Source organism: Marinobacter lipolyticus SM19 (assembly GCF_000397065.2).
GTDB lineage: Bacteria > Pseudomonadota > Gammaproteobacteria > Pseudomonadales > Oleiphilaceae > Marinobacter > Marinobacter lipolyticus.
The window spans coordinates 15,302-34,478 of sequence record NZ_KE007326.1; the positions used below are offsets into that span (position 1 = coordinate 15,302).

At 54.7% G+C, this 19,177-nt stretch carries 18 protein-coding genes and 1 tRNA gene; 9 read left to right on the plus strand and 10 right to left on the minus strand.

Annotated elements, in window-relative coordinates:
* Positions 1–26: 26 nt before the first annotated feature.
* Complete coding sequence (locus MARLIPOL_RS12165) at positions 27–383, minus strand: EF-hand domain-containing protein (RefSeq protein ID WP_012138452.1); 357 nt, start codon at positions 381–383, stop codon at positions 27–29.
* Positions 384–494: 111 nt separating this feature from the next.
* Positions 495–1,619 carry a CaiB/BaiF CoA transferase family protein gene (locus MARLIPOL_RS12170; RefSeq protein ID WP_012138453.1) on the minus strand — a complete coding sequence of 375 codons (1,125 nt, stop codon included), beginning with the start codon at positions 1,617–1,619 and terminating at the stop codon, positions 495–497.
* Between the two features lie 173 nt (positions 1,620–1,792).
* Between MARLIPOL_RS12170 and MARLIPOL_RS12175 the strand changes: the two genes are divergently transcribed.
* Complete coding sequence (locus tag MARLIPOL_RS12175; RefSeq protein ID WP_012138454.1) at positions 1,793–2,812, plus strand: AraC family transcriptional regulator; 1,020 nt, start codon at positions 1,793–1,795, stop codon at positions 2,810–2,812.
* 10 nt (positions 2,813–2,822) lie between these two features.
* On the opposite strand, the gene MARLIPOL_RS12180 is transcribed toward MARLIPOL_RS12175, so the two are convergent.
* Together MARLIPOL_RS12180 and MARLIPOL_RS12185 are read right to left on the minus strand one after the other, a co-directional pair.
* The gene (locus MARLIPOL_RS12180) at positions 2,823–3,683 is read right to left on the minus strand and encodes a hypothetical protein (protein ID WP_012138455.1); all 861 of its coding nucleotides are present in this window, start codon (positions 3,681–3,683) and stop codon (positions 2,823–2,825) included.
* A gap of 5 nt (positions 3,684–3,688) precedes the next feature.
* Positions 3,689–4,969 (minus strand): DNA recombination protein RmuC, encoded by a 1,281-nt coding sequence (locus MARLIPOL_RS12185; RefSeq protein WP_145768791.1) that lies wholly within the window; start codon positions 4,967–4,969, stop codon positions 3,689–3,691.
* 326 nt (positions 4,970–5,295) lie between these two features.
* Between MARLIPOL_RS12185 and MARLIPOL_RS12190 the strand changes: the two genes are divergently transcribed.
* The 4 genes from MARLIPOL_RS12190 to MARLIPOL_RS12205 all read left to right on the plus strand — a co-directional run bounded on the left by MARLIPOL_RS12190 (position 5,296) and on the right by MARLIPOL_RS12205 (position 9,092).
* Entirely contained in the window at positions 5,296–5,658 is a 363-nt protein-coding gene (locus MARLIPOL_RS12190) for a hypothetical protein (protein ID WP_012138457.1), read from the plus strand.
* 268 nt (positions 5,659–5,926) lie between these two features.
* Positions 5,927–6,628, plus strand: coding sequence for an ATP-dependent zinc protease family protein (locus MARLIPOL_RS12195; RefSeq protein WP_012138458.1), 702 nt, complete (start codon positions 5,927–5,929; stop codon positions 6,626–6,628).
* The gene (locus tag MARLIPOL_RS12200) at positions 6,625–8,142 is read left to right on the plus strand and encodes an inactive transglutaminase family protein (RefSeq protein ID WP_036191613.1); all 1,518 of its coding nucleotides are present in this window, start codon (positions 6,625–6,627) and stop codon (positions 8,140–8,142) included. The genes MARLIPOL_RS12195 and MARLIPOL_RS12200 overlap by 4 nt, the downstream gene beginning before the upstream one ends.
* Positions 8,142–9,092 carry an alpha-L-glutamate ligase-like protein gene (locus tag MARLIPOL_RS12205; protein WP_012138460.1) on the plus strand — a complete coding sequence of 317 codons (951 nt, stop codon included), beginning with the start codon at positions 8,142–8,144 and terminating at the stop codon, positions 9,090–9,092. Before MARLIPOL_RS12200 ends, MARLIPOL_RS12205 begins: the two co-directional genes overlap by 1 nt.
* Before the next feature lie 70 nt (positions 9,093–9,162).
* Here MARLIPOL_RS12205 and MARLIPOL_RS12210 read toward each other — a convergent pair whose 3' ends face one another.
* A complete protein-coding gene (locus tag MARLIPOL_RS12210; RefSeq protein WP_012138461.1) occupies positions 9,163–10,755 on the minus strand; it encodes a BCCT family transporter in 1,593 nt (530 codons plus the stop codon).
* 246 nt (positions 10,756–11,001) lie between these two features.
* Here MARLIPOL_RS12210 and MARLIPOL_RS12215 point away from each other — a divergent pair, with 246 nt between their 5' ends.
* The 4 genes from MARLIPOL_RS12215 to MARLIPOL_RS12230 all read left to right on the plus strand — a co-directional run bounded on the left by MARLIPOL_RS12215 (position 11,002) and on the right by MARLIPOL_RS12230 (position 14,451).
* On the plus strand, positions 11,002–12,645 hold the full coding sequence (locus MARLIPOL_RS12215) for an FMN-binding glutamate synthase family protein (RefSeq protein ID WP_012138462.1): 1,644 nt from the start codon (positions 11,002–11,004) through the stop codon (positions 12,643–12,645).
* A 112-nt stretch (positions 12,646–12,757) separates the two neighbouring features.
* A tRNA-Pro gene (locus tag MARLIPOL_RS12220) sits at positions 12,758–12,834 on the plus strand.
* 157 nt (positions 12,835–12,991) lie between these two features.
* Positions 12,992–13,834: a cytochrome c oxidase assembly protein gene (locus MARLIPOL_RS12225; RefSeq protein WP_012138463.1), complete on the plus strand. Its 843-nt coding sequence runs from the start codon at positions 12,992–12,994 to the stop codon at positions 13,832–13,834.
* Positions 13,831–14,451 (plus strand): SCO family protein, encoded by a 621-nt coding sequence (locus MARLIPOL_RS12230; protein WP_012138464.1) that lies wholly within the window; start codon positions 13,831–13,833, stop codon positions 14,449–14,451. Before MARLIPOL_RS12225 ends, MARLIPOL_RS12230 begins: the two co-directional genes overlap by 4 nt.
* Before the next feature lie 32 nt (positions 14,452–14,483).
* On the opposite strand, the gene MARLIPOL_RS12235 is transcribed toward MARLIPOL_RS12230, so the two are convergent.
* The 5 genes from MARLIPOL_RS12235 to pheT all read right to left on the minus strand — a co-directional run bounded on the left by MARLIPOL_RS12235 (position 14,484) and on the right by pheT (position 19,132).
* On the minus strand, positions 14,484–15,404 hold the full coding sequence (locus MARLIPOL_RS12235; protein ID WP_012138465.1) for a pirin family protein: 921 nt from the start codon (positions 15,402–15,404) through the stop codon (positions 14,484–14,486).
* A 21-nt stretch (positions 15,405–15,425) separates the two neighbouring features.
* Positions 15,426–15,989, minus strand: coding sequence for an NADPH-dependent FMN reductase (locus MARLIPOL_RS12240; RefSeq protein ID WP_012138466.1), 564 nt, complete (start codon positions 15,987–15,989; stop codon positions 15,426–15,428).
* Positions 15,990–16,107: 118 nt separating this feature from the next.
* Positions 16,108–16,473 carry a MerR family transcriptional regulator gene (locus MARLIPOL_RS12245; RefSeq protein WP_012138467.1) on the minus strand — a complete coding sequence of 122 codons (366 nt, stop codon included), beginning with the start codon at positions 16,471–16,473 and terminating at the stop codon, positions 16,108–16,110.
* Positions 16,454–16,756 (minus strand): integration host factor subunit alpha, encoded by a 303-nt coding sequence (gene ihfA / locus MARLIPOL_RS12250; protein ID WP_012138468.1) that lies wholly within the window; start codon positions 16,754–16,756, stop codon positions 16,454–16,456. Before ihfA ends, MARLIPOL_RS12245 begins: the two co-directional genes overlap by 20 nt.
* A gap of 3 nt (positions 16,757–16,759) precedes the next feature.
* Positions 16,760–19,132 carry a phenylalanine--tRNA ligase subunit beta gene (gene pheT / locus MARLIPOL_RS12255; RefSeq protein WP_012138469.1) on the minus strand — a complete coding sequence of 791 codons (2,373 nt, stop codon included), beginning with the start codon at positions 19,130–19,132 and terminating at the stop codon, positions 16,760–16,762.
* Positions 19,133–19,177 lie beyond the last annotated feature (45 nt).

Below are 19,177 nucleotides of genomic sequence, written 5' to 3' on the forward strand. Positions count from 1 at the left end.
CCGTCCAATATTGCCAATGGGCGAAGCTACTCCTCCATACTCTCAAACTCATCCTGAGTAAGCTGACCATCACTGTCCCGATCCAGCTCCATCATCATGTCGCGGGTTTCCTGACCTGACATTGGCTCGCTATCGGGGTTACCAGCTGCAGTACTACCGTATACGTTTAACTCGTCCTCGGTGAGAACGCCATCCTGATTGGCATCAAGTTCGGCGAAGGACGGGGAAGACATACCCTGCTCCATGGTTTCGCTTTGCTGCATCTTTTCGCCGCCACCTTCCATTGCACCTTCTTCGGTTCCGTAGGAACCGGCGGCGTAAACGGCCGGAATGCAGAGCGTCATGGACATCACGGTGGCAAGCCCCAGGGTTTTAATGCTCATCAGACACCTCCTTGATCATTTTTTGATCTATGGTTGGCTGCATTTTCAATTAAGGACCCTATTTCCATAAAATGCCAATGACGCTTTAGTAACCTGAGGGGGTCGCTTAGTTCAGGACAGAATAGCGTCGTTATCTGCCCCCAGTTTCCTACCCACGTGCTTTGCGGAACAGGGGGTCTGGCTGAACTTGATGGGGTAGCCAATCTGTTTTTGCTCAGTGCCATCTTCCCGATCCACACCGATCACCATGCCCCTGTCCTTTAACTGAGGGTGTTCCGCCGCTTCGGAGATGGTCAATACCGGTTCCACACACGCGTCCTGATCCGCGAAAATCTCCTGCCATTGCACCAGTGATTTCTCGGCAATCTTTTCTTTCAGCGCGGCTTTCATCTTCTGCTGGTGTTCCGGATTCTGGCTCAGGGCAAAGCTCTTCATCTCTGACAGGCCCAGGGTGTCGCACAGGCGGGATGAGAACTGGGGCTCCAGGCTGCCTACGGACAGCCAACGGCCATCACCGGTCTGGTAGTAATCGTAGAAACTACCACCATTGAGGAGGCTGCTCTCCGGCTTCTGTTCCTGCCCTCCGGCCAAACAGGCAGCGCCGGACATGGCATTAAGGGCAAAGGCGGCGTCGGTCATGCTGATATCGACAAACTGCCCCTCTCCGGTCTGTTGCCGGTGGATAACTGCCGCAAGCACCCCCATGACTGCATGATGGGAGCCCCCGGCCACATCGGCAATCTGGATGCCCATGGGGGGCGGGCCACTGTCAGCCCTACCGCAATGGCTGGAGACACCGGCCAGAGACAGGTAATTGATGTCGTGGCCCGCTCGGTCTTTATAGGGACCAGTCTGACCATAGCCGGTGATGGCACAGTAAATCAGCTTTGGATTAATTGCCTTGAGGGTGTCGTAACCGATCCCCAGGCGATCCATAACACCCGGGCGGAATTGCTCGATGACGACGTCATAGTCCTTGACCAGCTCCTTGATAACGTCGGCGCTACCCTCTTTCTTGAGATCAAGCCCAAGGGAACGCTTACCACGGTTCAGGTAGGCGTGAGCGGTGCTCGTTCCACCATCGTGGGGTGGCATGACCCGGGTCAGCTCCATTCGGTCCGGTGCTTCCACGCGCAGTACATCCGCGCCCATATCCGCCAGGAGCATGGTGGCGTAGGGTCCGGGTAGCAGTGTGCTGAAGTCGAGAATTTTAAGGGACGTCAGTGGGCCTGGCATATTTTTCTCCTTGTTGGTGATTGCTTCTATGCTGCCGTTTTTTTCCTATGGGGCCAACTGCGGGTTCCGTCATTCCAATTGGCCATTTCTTCCAGCGTTTGGCGCGCCTGCAGGTTGCATTGTGGCTGGGGGGTTTTATGATGGGCTTCGTTTTCCAAGGAATAGCGAGTGGCATGTCAAACCTGACGGTTTCCAGGCACTTTGTAGAGGCATCTCTGATCGGCGCTGCGCGCGCCGGCTATGACACCCGGGATATGCTGCGGGAAGCAGGTATCTCTCCCGACCTGTTGAAGATCGAGATGGCCCGTGTGAACAGTGACCAGTTCAGCCGGCTGATGCAGGTCATCTGGACCCGTATGAATGACGAATTCATGGGATTCGGGCCAAGACAATGCCGTGCCGGCACCTTCGCCACCATGTGCGCCCTGGTCATTGACTGCCCCAACCTGGAAGCGGTCTACCGGCAGGCATTCCAGTTTTCACGTCTGTTCGAGCCCATGGTATCCATGGAACTTGAAGTCGATGATCAGGTAGCGCGACTGGTTACCGTTATCGAAGGTGACATATCCGACCCCATGTACTTCATGCGGGAAAGTCTGTTGGTGATCTGGCACCGCCTTGGCAGTTGGCTTGTGGGCCAGCCGGTGGAGTTACTGAAGGCTGAGTTTGATTATCCACGTCCCATTCACGGCGACGAATACCGCCACATATTCCACTGCCCACTGGCGTTCGAAGCGGAACGCACGACGCTCACCTTCGACAAACGCTTTCTTTCTGCACCGGTGATCAGGGATCGGCCGGAAATGCACCAGTTCCTCAAGACTTCCCCGGCGGATCTTCTGTCGCGGCCGGATGAAAGTAACACTTTCACCGGCCGAATCCGTGCACTGATCGGTCGGGATTTCTCCAAACCTCTGCCGGATTTTGAGTGGATTGCCGCCGAACTGCACACCAGTCCACAAACCCTGCGCCGGCGGCTCAAACAAGAAAATACGTCGTTTCAGGAGATCAAGGATCTGCTCAGGCGCGACATGGCCATTTACTATCTGGGCCGCCAGGATCTGCCCATTAATGACATCGCCTCCAAAGTAGGCTTCACAGAACCCTCCACCTTCCACCGTGCGTTCAAGAAGTGGACAGGGGTTACCCCTGGCGCATACCGGGAAGGGGAACGAAGCAATATCGGAGAGTGAGAGCTGCCGATCAGCCGGGATTCTGAAGCGTTTTTATCAAGCGCCCCAGCGTGCCAGCAATTTCCTCTGCCCGGTCCCGGTTTGGACCAAGCTTTAACAATCGGGAGCCATCCCTTGGATCATACACCCAACAAGTTGCCGCCGAGGGTTGGCAATCCCATTGAACCCGGGGACTAATGCCGTATACGTTGATGGAATGGGTACTTTTGGTGACTCGCTCGCCTTCTTCCCTGCGGGATTCCTGAACTTCTATCCGACTTTCGACGGCAGCAATCTTGTAGCTCACATCCGCAGGCACATCCAGCCTGACCACGCGTTGGTCGGCACGCCAGCCTGCCACTTCCAGCAAACTGTTCAGGTGTATAGTGAGCGCTTCGCGGTCAGAGTCTGCAAGGTACAGCTTACGCATACTGGTCATCGCCTGTTGGCCGGCGGGCTCAATGATGGCGACCGATTCCTGCTTACTGGCCCGGCTTTGATCCTGCATGGAACGCTGCTCCTTGCGGGACTTCTCGATAGCAGTGATCCTTGTAAGCGCGTCCCGATAATGCCTGCCTTCAGCACCGGCACGGGAAACATAGGCTTCCAGTGCAGATTGTGCTTCATTGAAATGGGACGATTCCTGCATGACACGCCCACGGAAATAATAATAATCCACGGGTTTTACGCCCTCGAGGCCTTGTAGCCGGTTAAGATATTCAGCGGCCTCCCCCCAGCTCTTGGCGGCGACGGCTTCCTCGGTAGCCAGCATAAGGCGGCGGACTTCATGCTCCTGGGCCAACGACGTGCCCTGGGCCACAGTGGTCACGAGCAACGAGGCAAAAACCAGGCTACAGGCCAGTTTATGCCCCTTTCGAGATGTTTTTACCATTGCCTCTACTCCTGCTGGTTGTCCGCAAATTCACCGGCGCTTGCGGATGCCGGGTCGGACGCTCTGAACTCTTCGTCGTCATCGGGATCCACTTCTGCCTGATCCATAATGACCTTGGGTAACTCTTTTTTAACACGAACCCCAAGCTCGACAAAGCGGTTCGCCTGGGACACGAGGTTTCCACGGCCCCGGGTCAACGTATTCATGGCAGCGTCATAACTGCCTTGTGCCGTGTGGAGCTGCGCCCCGAGTTTCTCCATGGACTCCACGAAAACCCGAAGCTTGTCGTAAACCGCTCCGGCCCGGTCGGCAATACGCTGTGCGTTCTGGCTTTGCCGTTCGTAACGCCAGATATTCTCGATGGTCCGAAGCGTGGCCAACAAAGTGGTTGGTGTTACTACAATAATCTTTCGCTCAAACGCTTCTGCGAAGAGGTTCTCGTCCTGTTGGAAAGCTGCCACGAACGATGGCTCGATCGGCATGAACAGCAGCACAAAATCCGGCGAGTGGAGCCCGTTCAACTGACTGTAGTCTTTCTCACTCAGGGTTCGGATATGTGTGCGAACGGCCTCAACATGTTGTTGAAGTGCCTCCGCCTTTGCGCCCTCGTCTTCTTCGTTGATCCACTGTTGATATGCCACCAGTGAGACCTTGGAATCCACTACCAGATTACGGTTGTCGGGCAGATGCACCACCACATCCGGGCGCAGCAGCTGATTATCATCATCGCGATAACTGCCCTGGGTTTCGTATTCCACTCCTTTGCGCAGCCCCGAGCGCTCCAGAACCCGTTCCAGTATCAACTCGCCCCAGTTACCCTGGATTTTCTTATCGCCCTTCAGAGCGCGAGTAAGGCTAGCAGCCTCTTCAGTGATTTGTCGGTTAAGATCCTGTAAGGATTTGATTTCACTCCGCAATGCCTGGCGGTCCCGGGTCTCGGAGGTATAAACGTCTTCCACACGTTTGCGGAAGTCCTGTAATTGATCTCGAAAGGGATTAAGCAAGCTGTCCAGACTGGTGCGGGTCTGCTGGCTGAAACGTTCACTTTTCTGATCGAAAATACGATTGGCCAGGTTCTCGAATTCCTGCTTCAGGGCATCCCGGTTATGCTCCAGCAACGCCAGCTTCTCTGTACTGGAACGCCGTTCACTGGCCAGAGTCACTTCGTATTCACGTAACTCTATCCGTGCCTCTCCCAGCTCATTCGCCAGGGATTCAGACCGCCGTTGATACTCGGCTCTCTCCGATTCCAACTGAGCTATTCTCACGCGGCTGCTCCGGGCCATCACAATCACCAGCACACCAACCAGTAACAAAAGAGAGGCAACAACACTGAAAATCACGGGCTCATTCCGGACAATTTCTGCAACGGCCTCGGGCACACTTTCCTCCTGTTAACGGGAACCTTTTTTCATTTCTGGACGTCCTGTTGGATACCCTGAATATGCAAACCTCGACGGCTTGGCAAAACAGGCAAAGACGTTGCCTTCACTTATGGACTCAAGCCGTAATATAAACTAAAAGAGTAATGTGTTCTGTCGCCACGATTGCATTAACGGTTTTTAACCGGGTCGCCGCGGTTCCGGAGCGATAGGAAGAACAGGATTTCATTATGCTGAAAGAGCTCTGGAGAAAACTGGGATCGGAATTTTCCCAATCCGGCTACGCGGGTGGCCTGGGCTGCAGAAATAATGACGCCCGAGGCACCCGTTTTCGGCTACTGCCCCATATTACCCACACGGGTGAATTCCACCTTGAGCGACTGACCGCGCTGCTGAAAGGCCGGTATGGCAAGTCCTTCAGCGGCGCCGATGAATCCCGAGACGAAAATATCCGGGCGCTGATTCACTTTGCTTCACGCATTCAGGATCAGGATATCCAAAGGGAATTGTTGCTGTTTTACCTGAACTGCTCCCCCGTCATTCAGGAATACCTGCGCTCCGAGGAAGTACTGGGGCAACAGCAATTTATTTAACGAAGCCTGAATACCCCGCAAAACCGTAAAAATTTCTGACTCTTAACCAACTGTAAAGCAACCACACACATCGGTTGTTGTATACTCCTCCTGCGAGTATCTTACTGCGGATATTTGCAGGTCTTCATGGCGGGCCCAGATTGACAAACTGACGGGGTCGCAGGTTCAGGGGTTTTAGATGTTCTCAACGCGTTTTCGATGCGGGAAGCCGCTGGCTATTCTCGTTATTCTGCTTGTAATGTCCGGTTGTTCAGCGGACCGTTATTTAATGGTGCCCAAGGAAAACCTGGACAAACTTAACGGTTCTGTTCAATCCCAGCGCGCCACCCTGGTTACCATGGAGGGAAACGCCACGGCCCGACACGACAAGCTGGTGGAGATCAACAACACCTCCACCCGGACTATCCTCGAAGCCATCGAACAGAAAATCGAAAAACCCGAGTGCCCTCCGGTCACCGCACAAGCATGCCCCTCAGTCACAAACCAGCCTTCGAAAGGCCGCGCTGACAGACTGAAAGGCAAGCTCATTGTCGGTGAGCTGGAAAAGTTCTACCTGGCGGGCCCCGGCATTGTGTATAACGCCCGCATAGACAGCGGCGCGGAAACGTCGTCCATTGACGCACGCAACATCACAAAGTTCGAACGCGACAGCAATAACTGGGTTCGCTTTGAAGTCCCGGTTCCGGGTAGTGAAGAATACGTCACTATGGAAAAAGAAGTTTCCCGCCGCGTCAGAATCATCCAGTCCAGCGCGGACGAAGCAGACCGGCGGGTGGTGGTCGAGCTCCAGTTTGCCATAGGAGATCACCAGCAAGTCGCTGAATTCACCCTGACCGACCGCAGACACCTGTCACACAATGTCCTGATTGGGAGAAATATACTCCGGGACATGATGCTCATCGACGTTGGCAAAGAGTTTGCCACCGAACTGCCTTCATCACTCACCCAAAACAACGGGGATGACTCGTGACTTCCCGCTCCCGAATTCCATTTTTCACCGCTATTGCCCTGCTGATTTTAGCCGGAACGGCACTAGCTATCTGGCGCCATGTAGAATTGGGCATACCCTGGCTCACAGGAGAACAACGCCCGGTCTGGATGGTTGAAGCCAGGATCGATTTCAACGCCGCAAACGAACCAGTGCTGGCCAGCCTGAACATTCCTGAGCAGTCTCCGGGATTCCGTATCCTTTCAGAACAGGCAGCCTCTCCCGGCTATGGCTTTTCGGTCGTCGAAAAGGAAGGGAGCCGGAGAGCCGAATGGTCCAAACGTGACGTGATAGGACCGCAAACCCTCTACTTCAAGACTCAGTTCATTCCCGATCCGAATGCCAACCGGGACCGCCCTCGCAGAGCGCCAAAGCCGATTTCCGTCTTTTGGGAAGAACCACAGGCAACCGCCGTACGTGAAATACTCATGCAGGCTGAGGAACGTTCCAGCACGCCTGAAAGCATGACGCGCGAGCTGATCCGGCTGATGCAACCGGATACCCAGGCACAGAACACAACACTGCTGGTCTCCGGAACCAACCACCTGGACCTCCTGGTCCGCATGCTAAACCATGCAGGCATTCCCGCGCGAACCGCCGATGGGCTCAAGCTCGAAGATGCCCGGCGACGCCAGGGACTGACGCCGTTCCTGCAGATCTATAACGGTGACGAGTGGCTTACTTTCGATCCCAAATCCGGGGAACAGGGGCTACCGGAAGACACACTTCTTTGGCGTCAGGGGGCGGCATCCCTGCTGGATGTTGTAGGTGGGGACGATTCCAGCGTCAGCTTTTCAATACTGAGGCAGACCATACCTGCCTTGCAGCTGGCTGCCATGCAATCCGAAGAGAATGGCTTCGGGTTCCTGAGCCTCTACCAGCTTCCAGTAGAAGAACAGAGCATGTTCCGGATGCTGCTCCTGCTTCCGCTCGGCGCCCTCATGGTTGCCTTCATGCGCATCGTGATCGGTATTCGAACCTCAGGCACCTTCATGCCAGTCCTGATTGCGGTGGCATTTGTTCAGACCAACCTGCTTCCAGGACTTATTGCCTTCACCTCGGTGGTTGCCATAGGCCTGCTGATGCGCGGTTACCTGTCCAGCCTGAACCTGCTACTGGTGTCACGAATATCCGCGTTGATCATCCTGGTGATATTTATCACTGCGGGCCTGAGTATTGTCGGCTATCAGATGGGCTTCAATACCGGCATGACCGTAACCTTCTTCCCGATGGTCATCATTGCCTGGACGATTGAACGTATGTCCATACTCTGGGAAGAAGAAGGCGCCCATGAAGTCGTTGTGCAGGGAGCCGGCAGCCTGTTTGTGGCGGTATGTGCGTTCCTGGTGATGGACGCGCCACTGTCCCGGCACCTGACCTTCAACTTCCCGGAGCTGCACTTCGTCGTGCTCGGCCTCATTCTGCTGATGGGTCAGTATACAGGCTACAAGCTGAGTGAACTTCGTCGCTTCACCCCGATGAAGGCTTACGACTGATGGACTGGATTTCTCCCCGCGCACTGACCCGGCTGGGCATGCTCAACATGAACCGGAGAAATGTCGATTATATCTCCCGGTACAACGACCGAACGTCTTATCCGTTAGTGGACAACAAGCTGAAAACCAAGCTGGTGGTAGCTGAATACGGTGTCAAAACACCCAAGCTGCTGCAAGTTGTTCGACAGCAACACGAAATCCCGCACTTCCGGGAAATGGCGGAAGACCTGACAGGCTTTGCGATAAAGCCCGCCAAGGGTTCCGGCGGCAAGGGCATCACGGTCATCACTGGCCGTGACGGAGATGAGTTTATCAAGGCTTCTGGCGCCCGAGTGCCTGCCGCTTACCTTGAAAGGCACCTGTCCAACATACTCGCGGGCTTGTACTCCCTGGCTGGAACACCAGACGTTGCTATTGTCGAAAATCTGGTGGAGTCAGTGCCGGGACTGGCCAAATACTCGCATCAGGGTGTCCCTGACATTCGCATTATCATCTTCCAGGGCTATCCCGTCATGGCGATGCTTCGGCTGGCGACGACCGCCTCCGACGGCAAGGCCAATCTTCACCAGGGTGCAGTCGGTGTAGGCCTGGACATCGGTACGGGAAAGAGCCTGAACTCCGTACAATTCAACCGACCGATCACATTGCACCCGGACACAGGCCTTGCCCTGGAAAACATTGATATAGCTGACTGGGAAGAGATGCTGACCATGGCATCCCGGTGCTATGAAGCTACCGGCCTTGGCTATATGGGTGTGGATTTAGTGGTCGACATTAACGAGGGACCGTTGCTTCTGGAATTGAATGCACGCCCGGGACTGGCTATTCAGATGGCTAATGGTCGGGGGCTTGTACCACGCCTGCGCGCCATTGAGGGCCTCAAGAGGCATCACTTTACCCCGGAGCAGCGCGCCCGCTTCGCCATGGATGCTTTCTCAAGCCAACAATAGCGTCCTGCCCCGAAATGTAGGCAAAAAAAAACCGGAGCCCTTGAGCTCCGGTTTTTTATTCAACCTAAAACTATGACAGCTTGCCTTCGGCAATCAGCAGTTTCCGTTCATGGGTCAGGCCTTTCAACAGCCCCCACGTCATAATCAGCAATATGGCAGTGAACGGTAGACCTGCGGAAATGGCGCTTGCCTGAATGGCTCCAAGGGCATCCTCACCGCCACCGAAGATCAGCGCCGCGGCAATCGCGCCTTCCATGATTACCCAGAAGACACGCTGGACAGTCGGGGCATCGGTTTTACCACCGGCGGTAATGCTGTCAACCACCAGGGAACCTGAATCCGACGAAGTCACAAAGAACACCAGCACCAGCACGATCCCGATAAAGGAGATAATGCCCGTCAGCGGCAGGTTGGCAAACATCTGGAACATGGCCAGGGACACATCGGTCAGGCCATTCTCTGCCAGCGCACCGATTCCCTGCTGGATCTGTTCCAGGGCAGAACCACCGAAAGCACTCATCCAGACAACCGTAATAACGGTGGGAATGATCAGCACTGCTGTCACGAATTCACGCACTGTGCGGCCCTTGGAAACACGGGCGATAAACATGCCGACGAACGGTGACCAGGAAATCCACCACGCCCAGTAGAACACCGTCCAGCCGTGGAACCAGGCTTCATCTTCACGGCCGAATGGATTACTCAACGGAATAATGTTGGCCACATAAGTGGATGAAGTCACCCACATAGTTTCAATGATGGTCATGGTGGGACCAGCAAAGATAATGAAGAATAGCAGGATGCCCGCCAGCGCCATGTTGAAGTTACTAAGAACTTTCACACCACCGTCAAGACCACGCAGAACCGAAACCAGAGCGACTGCGGTAACACCGGTGATGATGGCCATCTGGACATTGATACCGGACGAAACTCCGAACAGATACTCCAGGCCCGAGGCCGCTTGTTGGGCACCAAAACCCAGCGAAGTGGCAAGACCAAAAATAGTCGCAAGCACTGCCAGCACATCGATAATGTGACCGGGCCAACCCCAAACCTTATCACGCAGTAGCGGGAAAAACGCCGAGCGGATAGTCAGCGGCATCCCCTTATTGTAGGCAAAAAACGCGAGGGAAAGAGCGACAATCGCATAGATGGCCCACGGGTGAAGACCCCAGTGATACATAGTGGCGCCCATCGCCATCTCACTCGCTGCGGGGGTATTCGCTTCCACATTGAAGGGCGTTTCGTACCACCCGGTGTAATAGGCCGTTGGTTCAGCTACCGCCCAGAACATCAGGCCAATCCCCATACCAGCCGCAAACAGCATGGCGAACCAGGAGATGGTCGAAAACTCAGGCTTGGCATCCATACCGCCAATCCGAATCTTTCCTACCGGCATAAAGATAAGCGCCAGACATACCACCACAAAAACGTTGGCGCTGAGCAGGAAAAACCAGTCAAAGGTGCCAATGATGTTCCATTTCGCCCCATCGAGCATTTCTTTTGACTCGGCCGGAAACATCAGCGTTCCGACAACAAAAAGCACCACCAATATCGCCGTAATCGGGAATACCGGTGCATGTAGGTCGAGGCCAAAAGGATTTACATTATCCTGGCCCGCGACGTAATCCGTCTGGTACTCGTCTTTTACAACGTCGCCCACAGTTGGAATCTCCCGTTCAGAATGATTACTAACAATTAAGATTCAAAGCTTTACAGGGACGCCAGTCTAGTGATTTGAGTTCAAAACATCAAAGACGCATCCCACAGCCACTAACACTCTGAGCATAGACCAAATTGTCAGGTGTCGCCGTCAAAGCGAGATCGACTGACGGAGTTGATGGATCTGGCCCGTAAACAAGTACACTGGTCAGCAGCCGGAAAACAATAGAGGAACCGAGAGGACGCCATGGAGAAAACCACGACCTTCCCCCTGAGGTACACCACCTATGCCTTGAGTATCGCGGGACTGCTGATCACCGCGCCGCTCAGCATCTTTCTGGAACGATGGTACCTGCTGCCGGTCATTTTCGGTGCTCTTACCGCCATCGGCACCTGGGACATGGTGCAGCGCCGGCACACCGTGAGCCGTAACTACCCTATCCTCGCCAATTTCCGCTATATCCTGGAATCTATTGGCCCGGAAATACGCCAGTACTTTATTCAATCCGATACCGAAGAACGTCCTTTCTCGAGGGAACAACGAAGCATTGTCTATCAACGTGCCAAAAATGTGCTGGACAAGCGCCCATTCGGCTCCCAACTAAGCATGTATGAGCCAGGCTACGAGTGGATGAACCACTCCCTGATCCCGACGCGACTGGACGGCAGCGATTTCCGGATTCTTATTGGTAAACAGTGCGATAAACCCTACAGTGCCAGCGTGTTCAACATCTCGGCCATGAGTTTTGGTTCTCTCTCCGCCAATGCCATTCTCAGCCTGAACACAGGCGCCAGAATGGGCCATTTCTACCACGATACCGGGGAAGGCTCGATTTCCCGATACCACCGTGAGCCAGGCGGCGACCTGGTGTGGGAAATTGGTTCCGGTTATTTCGGTTGTCGCCATCCGGATGGCACGTTCAACGAAGACATGTTCGTTAAAAACGCCACTCTGGATCAGGTGAAAATGATAGAGCTCAAACTGTCCCAAGGGGCAAAACCCGGCCATGGCGGCATCTTGCCCGGCGCCAAAGTAACACCGGAAATCGCGGAAGCGAGAGGGGTGCCGGTTGGTGAAGATGTGGTGTCTCCGGCAAAACACTCGGCCTTCAGTACTCCCATAGAGATGCTGGAATTCATCGAACGACTGAGGATTCTGTCGGGAGGCAAGCCAGTTGGCTTCAAACTCGCGATCGGACACCCATGGGAATGGTTTGCGATCGTCAAGGCCATGCTGGAAACCGGCAGGAGGCCGGATTTTATCGTCGTGGATGGCGGTGAAGGCGGCACCGGCGCTGCCCCGCTGGAATTCATCAACCGCCTGGGAATGCCCATGAAGGAAGCCTTGCTACTGGTACACAACACCCTCGTAGGCACCAATCTGCGCGAAGACATTGCCATTGGCGCCGCTGGCAAGATCACATCCGCCTTTAACATCGCCCGCACTCTTGCCCTCGGCGCAGACTGGTGTAACGCCGCACGCGGCTATATGTTTTCCCTGGGGTGTATCCAGGCCCAGAACTGTCATACCGGTCGCTGCCCCAGCGGAGTTGCCACGCAGGATCCCCGTCGCGGCAACAAACTGGACGTAGCCGATAAGAGTCGCCGGGTTTACAACTATCATAAAAACACCCTGGACGCCCTCCAGAACCTCCTTGAAGCTTCCGGTCTGAACCATCCATCCGAACTGGGACCGGAGCACATCATTCAACGCACATCGAAGAGCGAGGTTCATTCCTATATGGACATGCTGCCCTTTCTTGAGCCAGGGGCCTTGCTGAAAGGGAAAACCGGTCTCGGTGTATTCGATAAATACTGGCCGGAAGCTCAACCAGACACCTTCGGACCACCGGAAATGATCATCAAGTTGCGAGAAACCAAGCTCCATTAAAATCCAGCCTAATCGCCAAAAGCCTGTTTATTTTTGGTTTGGGCTGGTGTAGACTTCGCTCCCGCTAAGCCACTGAGATTTCTCCCAAGTTTCTCTCTGGCTAACAGCGTTTCGGGGCGTAGCGCAGCTTGGTAGCGCATCTGCATGGGGTGCAGAGGGTCGCAGGTTCAAATCCTGCCGTCCCGACCAATTCCTCAAACAAAGCCCGGGCCGAAAGGTCCGGGCTTTGTTTTATCTGAATGCAAGTCAGACTTTCAGAGTCCACCATCTTGTAATTCATTTCATTTCCGGCAACACTCAGAATCCTTAACAAAAACACCAATGCGTTCTAATTGCTGGCGCCCTCATGTCCATTATTGACTATGTCGCACCCTACGATTTCTCAGCATTAACCGTTCTGAGCTATATGCTGGTGCTGGCCTTCTACGGCTATGGTGTTCTGCGCATGCCAGAAGGTGACCGACCGGGCACCGGTCGAACCATGACCTTTATACTGGGCGTGATGCTGTGCTACGGCGTTATGCAGACCCGATTTGATTACTACTCCCAGTACATGTTTTTCGTTCACCGGGGCCAACACCTGATTCTTCACCACCTCGGCCCCTTCCTGATTGCTCTGTCCAACCCGTTACCGGTGATGCGCTTCTGGTACGACCGGATAAGCCCCGGACTCAAAGGTGCCCTGCAACCGGTGGGATTTGTGTATCGTGGCCTCCAGCAGCCGTTAATCGCCTCCGCACTGTTCGTGGGACTGATCTATTTCTGGTTATGGCCACCAATCCACTTTGACGCGATGCTGAGCCGCAATCTCTACTGGATCATGAACTGGAGCATGCTGCTTGATGGCCTGCTCTTCTGGTGGCTGATCTTTGACCCCCGCTCTCCCGCTCTCAGCTCCTCTCTGGGCTATGGCAAGCGCATGCTGATCCTTGCGTTGGTCGCGATACCTCAGATGATTCTAGGGGCCATCATCGTCTTTTCCCGGGGCATGGTTTACGACGTCTACGAAGTGTGTGGCCGGGCATGGCCCATGGAACCGGCAACCGACCAACTGATCGGAGGACTGATTACCTGGATTCCGCCCGCCATGATGAGCATTCTGGGTATTCTGATCATTTTGCGACGGGCGATGCACGAAGATGGCAAATACTCGACTCGATCCACCTCGATCAAGGTAACAACTTCATGAATTCCCACTTTCCCGCTAACTTTCGGTCATGGCTGAATCTGCCCCTGATCCTGATCGCGACAATCGTGCTGAGTGGTTGCCTGGGAGAAGACAGTTCGTGGCATGGCAAAGATATTCAGGGCCTGATGCCAGAGCTGGCGTTTGAGCTGACCGGCACCTCGGGCGAAACTGTCACGGCGAGCGATTTGGACGGGCAGATACGGTTACTGTTTTTTGGCTTCACTTCCTGCCCGGATGTCTGTCCAACGACACTCCAGAAGCTCAGCCAGGCGATAAAGGCCATGCCACCTGAACTACAGTCTCAAACACAGACCCTGTTTGTCAGCGTCGATCCTCAAAGAGACACCCCGGAACGTCTGGCCCGTTACGTTGATTTTTTCGATAAGCGGATCGTAGGCCTGACCGGCAACGAGCCAGAACTACGGGAACTTGCCAAACGCTATCGCACCACCTTCGGTTATGACGAGCCCGATGCTGACGGCAACTACGCGGTCTCTCACAGCAGCGCTGTGTATGTATTTGACCGGGACGGCAAAGCTCGCCTGTTACTCAGACCTGACCTGAGCACAGACGAGATTCGCCAGGACCTTATAGCACTGGCCAGGGAAAACTCCTGACGCCCTGCTGAGAACCGGGCGCCGGTTTCCTCTCATTTGTGGGGCAACGGAATAAACTCCACCTCATCCCCGGGCACTTTATCAAACCGGCCCTCCGTCCAGTCATTTTTGGCCTGCTCAATGCGCTCCTTACGACTGGACACGAAATTCCATTCGATAAACCGCTTGCCCACTGGAGCACCGCCGATCAGCGCAATCCGTGATTCTTCCACTGCTGTAATCGTAATACCCGGCTGATTGGCGAAGATCGTCATAGACTGGGCGGGCATATCGGTATCCTGAGCCCTCAGGGAACCGCTGGCGACGTATACCCCTCGCTCTTCTGCCTCAGGCAGAGTCAGGCTCTGTCCAGGCTGCAAATGGGCTTCTACATAGAGGGTATCGGAGAACAGTCGGACCGGGGATGTCCTGCCGTAGGCACTCCCCATCATCACCCTCACGGGTACGCCGTCGACATCTACCGCTGGCACGTCATTGCTCGGGTAGTGATGAAACGACGGTTCAATCTCCTCGTCTTGCTCTGGCAGGGCGAGCCAGAGTTGAAGGCCATGGAGGGTATGATCTGTCGCCGTGACTTCCGGGCGCTCCCGTTCGGAATGCACCATGCCACTTCCCGTAACCATCAGGTTGATATCCCCCGGACGAATGGGTTGCAGGCTTCCCAGAGAATCCCTGTGCAGGATCTCCCCTTCGAACAGGTACGTGACGGTCGCGATACCAATGTGTGGATGAGGTCGCACATTGATACCCTGCCCTGCGGGGAAATGTGCCGGTCCCATGTGATCAAAGAAAATCCAGGGGCCAACCATTTTCCGTTTCGCTGTGGGCAACAAACGCCTGACGGAGAAGCCACCGAGATCGGTCTCTCTTGGCGTCAGAATCAGCTCAACAGCACTGCAAGGGGAAACGGTCACATCACACGTCTGCCCCGCTTCTGCCAATATATTACTCACGGCATCACTCCTTTCATTGATTCAACGCATGGTCTTGAGAGCCTGCGCCCATTTGGCCATTTCTTCCAGCATGGCCTTACCCGAGCTTTCGTGGTGCTCAGAGGCCTTGAAGGTTTTATTCTCGTCTATTAACTCCCACGGCATCTGCACCATGACACCTTCGACCATCGGCATCATTTTCAGGGTCGTGACCAGTTGCTTTGAGACCTGTGCCGACCTCAAACCGCCAGACACACCGCCGTAACTGACAAAGCCACAGGGCTTGTAGTTCCATTCGCTGTAAACATAATCAAGTGCGTTGATAAAGGCCGGAGACGGGCAGTAATTGTATTCGGGAATCACAAACGCGTAGGCATCAGCCGCGGCAACACTCCGGGACCACGCTTTCGTGTGTTCATGCTCGTATTGCTGCATACGCGGATGCCTGGGCTCATCGTAGACTGGCAGGTTGAAGTCAGCCAGGTCCACCAGGCTGCTTTCAAACTGCCCCTGACTGTTGGCAAAGTCATTGAACCAGGTAGCGACCGCAGGGCCAACACGCCCCGGGCGGGTACTGCAAACAATAGTGTGAAGTTTCAAGGCCATATCCTGTCCCTGTGTTTCGGTTAGTAGACGCAACAACATCAATCAGCATAGTCGATACTTATTGCAGACATAAAAAAACCGAAGGCGAACCTTCGGTTTTTCGACCGACCCGCGCGGATCAACGCAATGGCGCGTTCAACACGTCGAGCACGTCTTCCAGCTCGGTTATCATTTGCCGGATCAGCTGCTTGTACTGTGAGGTGTCATCTTTCACCTCATGGCTGCTCAGCTTCTGCTTGGCGCCGCCAATGGTATAGCCCTGATCGTAGAGTAAGCTCCGGATCTGGCGGATGGTAATCACGTCCGCTCTTTGATAGTAACGGCGATTCCCACGGCGCTTGACCGGCGATAACTGAGGAAATTCCTGCTCCCAATAACGGAGTACGTGCGCTTTTACGGCACACAACTCCGCCACTTCACCAATGGTGAAATAGCGCTTACCCGGGATAACGGGTAATTCGTTGTTATGACTCGGTTCCAACATACGTTTCTACTTTCTGTTTTAATTTCTGCCCTGGACGAAACGTAACGACCCGCCGTGCACTGATCGGTATTTCCTCACCGGTTTTCGGGTTCCGTCCCGGCCGCTGCTTCTTGTCACGCAGATCGAAGTTGCCGAATCCGGAGAGCTTCACCTGCTCGTTATGGCTGAGTGCGCCTCTGATTTCATCGAAAAAAGCTTCAACCATTTCCTTGGCTTCGCGTTTGTTCAAGCCCAGTTCCTCGTACAAGCGCTCAGCCATTTCCGCTTTCGTCAACGCCGCCATCTGTTAACTCCTCAGTGTTGCCCCCAACTCTTCCTTCAACGCATCAATGACACCGTTAAAGAGCGAGTGCACCTCTTCTTCGTTGAGCGTGCGATCAGGATGCTGCCAGAAAAGGCTGAGGGCAAGGCTGCGGTTACCTTCACCCAGGCTTTCGCCTTCATAGACATCAAACGCACGCAACGCCGTCAGGCGCTCACCAGCATGTTTTTTGGCTACACGCTCCACATCGGCAAACGCCACATCGTTTCCGATAATAATAGCCAAATCTCGCCGAACTTCAGGGAATTTTGAAATTTCTTTGAAATTAGGCACATATCCGGAGACGATCGAATTCAAGGATAGCTCAAACATTAGGATCGCGCCATTAAGTTCAAGATTTTTCTGAACTTGTGGGTGCAATGTGCCGAGCCAGCCAACATGTTCACCGTCGCGTACCAGCTCCGCCGTTTGCCCCGGATGTAGTGCCGGATGCTGACTGGCCAGAAACTGAATGTCGATACCCAGGAGACGGAACAGGCTTTCAAGCTCTCCTTTGACATCGAAGAAGTCAGCGGCCCTGCGGCCATTCACCCAGTTTTCAGGCAGTTGCGAGCCCACCACAACGCCCGCCAGCATTGGCTGCTGGTCAATGGCATCGCCATTCTTCAGGAAGCGCAGGCCTGTTTCAAACAAGCGGATACGAGGCTGTTGCCGGTTCTGGTTATGGGCGACGGTCTTCAGCAAGCCACTCCACAGGCTTGTACGCATGACCGACAGATCCGAGGAAATCGGATTCGCCAATTCAATGCCTTCACGTTCAGGATCAACCAGTTGCTGAACTTTGGGATCTACAAAACTGTAGGTCACGGCTTCCTGATAGCCACGGGCAACAAAGTAGTTCTGAATGGCAGACACCGGGCGAACGGCCTCCTCCTCAGGGCGCAGCCCCAGGGAACCTACAGGCTCGGTGACCGGCAGGTTGTTGTATCCGTAGATCCGGCCAATCTCTTCAATCAGATCTTCCTCAATAGAGATGTCCGGGCGGAACGTCGGCACGTGCACACACCAGCCATCCTTCAGCAGCTTGTCGATATGCAAACCGAGACGGGTCAGGATTTCCTCTACCGTGGTGCGGTCAATAGCCAGGCCCAGTACGTCGGCCACGCGCTGCTCACGCAGGTCGATAGTTCGATCCGCTGGCAAGTGTTCATCGCTGACCACTTCAACAATATCTCCGGGTTCACCGCCCACGATATCCATCAGCAACGCCGTGCAACGCTCCATGGCGTCACGGGCGAGCTCATAATCCACACCCCGCTCGAAACGATGGGAGGCATCCGTATGCAGACCATAATGACGGGCCTTGCCTGCCAGAGAAATGGGATCGAAATAGGCGGACTCCAGCACCAGATCACGGGTTGCCGTACTCACACCAGAATGCTCGCCGCCCATGACACCGGCGATGGCCACCGGTTTTTCATGATCCGCAATGATCAGTGTTTCGGCTGTCAGCTCCACTTCCTGACCGTCCAGCAACACCAGCTTTTCGCTCTGCTCCGCCATCCGTACCACAATCCCGCCCTTGATCTCATCACGATCAAAGGCGTGCATCGGCTGGCCCAGCTCCAGCATGACGTAATTGGTAACGTCCACTGCTGCATCAATGGAACGGATACCAGAGCGCCGGAGTTTTTCCTGCATCCACAACGGAGATTCGACCTGCAGGTTCACATTGCGAAGAATGCGACCCAGATAACGGGGGCAACCAGACGGAGCCTTTACAGCGATATCCGGTACTTCAGAGTGGACCGCTTCCACCGGTTCAATTTCCGGCGCATCAACCACCATGCTGTTCAGCACGCCCACTTCCCGGGCAATTCCTTTGATGGAAAGGCAGTCCGCCCGATTGGGTGTCAGGTCGACATCAATCGTCACATCGTTGAGCTTGAGGTAATCCCCCAGATCCTGACCAGTAGGCGCATCCGCAGGCAATTCCATCAATCCGTCGTGGCTATCCGACAACCCCAGCTCTGACTCGGCACATAACATGCCTTCGGAAGGCTGCCCGCGCAGCTTGGCTTTCTTGATCCTGAAATCACCGGGGAGCACCGCACCCACCACAGCAAACGGAACCTTGAGCCCGTCACGCACATTCGGCGCGCCGCAGACCACCTGCACCGTGTCCTGGCCATTGCTGACCTGACATACGCGAAGCTTGTCAGCATCCGGGTGCGGCTCGACGGAGATCACTTCCCCGACAACCACACCGCTGAATTGCCCCGCAACCGGTTCGAAGCCGTCCACTTCCAGCCCAGCCATGGTGATCTGATCCATTAATTCCTGGGTGTTGAGTGCCGGGTTAACCCATTCGCGCAGCCACTGTTCACTGAATTTCATGGTATTTGCCTTGTCCTGATGCGGTTTTGCCTGTTAATTGAATTG

Bases quoted from the DNA above. Each gene is read 5' to 3' on its own strand.
- ihfA (WP_012138468.1), bottom strand. From the start codon at position 16,756: ATGGCGGCGTTGACGAAAGCGGAAATGGCTGAGCGCTTGTACGAGGAA.
- MARLIPOL_RS12170 (WP_012138453.1), bottom strand. From the start codon at position 1,619: ATGCCAGGCCCACTGACGTCCCTTAAAATTCTCGACTTCAGCACACTG.
- MARLIPOL_RS12225 (WP_012138463.1), top strand. From the start codon at position 12,992: ATGTCCATTATTGACTATGTCGCACCCTACGATTTCTCAGCATTAACC.
- MARLIPOL_RS12195 (WP_012138458.1), top strand. From the start codon at position 5,927: ATGGTGCCCAAGGAAAACCTGGACAAACTTAACGGTTCTGTTCAATCC.
- MARLIPOL_RS12185 (WP_145768791.1), bottom strand. From the start codon at position 4,969: ATGGCCCGGAGCAGCCGCGTGAGAATAGCTCAGTTGGAATCGGAGAGA.
- MARLIPOL_RS12240 (WP_012138466.1), bottom strand. From the start codon at position 15,989: ATGGCCTTGAAACTTCACACTATTGTTTGCAGTACCCGCCCGGGGCGT.
- pheT (WP_012138469.1), bottom strand. From the start codon at position 19,132: ATGAAATTCAGTGAACAGTGGCTGCGCGAATGGGTTAACCCGGCACTC.
- MARLIPOL_RS12190 (WP_012138457.1), top strand. From the start codon at position 5,296: ATGCTGAAAGAGCTCTGGAGAAAACTGGGATCGGAATTTTCCCAATCC.
- MARLIPOL_RS12175 (WP_012138454.1), top strand. From the start codon at position 1,793: ATGTCAAACCTGACGGTTTCCAGGCACTTTGTAGAGGCATCTCTGATC.
- MARLIPOL_RS12205 (WP_012138460.1), top strand. From the start codon at position 8,142: ATGGACTGGATTTCTCCCCGCGCACTGACCCGGCTGGGCATGCTCAAC.
- MARLIPOL_RS12215 (WP_012138462.1), top strand. From the start codon at position 11,002: ATGGAGAAAACCACGACCTTCCCCCTGAGGTACACCACCTATGCCTTG.
- MARLIPOL_RS12230 (WP_012138464.1), top strand. From the start codon at position 13,831: ATGAATTCCCACTTTCCCGCTAACTTTCGGTCATGGCTGAATCTGCCC.
- MARLIPOL_RS12165 (WP_012138452.1), bottom strand. From the start codon at position 383: ATGAGCATTAAAACCCTGGGGCTTGCCACCGTGATGTCCATGACGCTC.
- MARLIPOL_RS12245 (WP_012138467.1), bottom strand. From the start codon at position 16,473: ATGTTGGAACCGAGTCATAACAACGAATTACCCGTTATCCCGGGTAAG.
- MARLIPOL_RS12180 (WP_012138455.1), bottom strand. From the start codon at position 3,683: ATGGTAAAAACATCTCGAAAGGGGCATAAACTGGCCTGTAGCCTGGTT.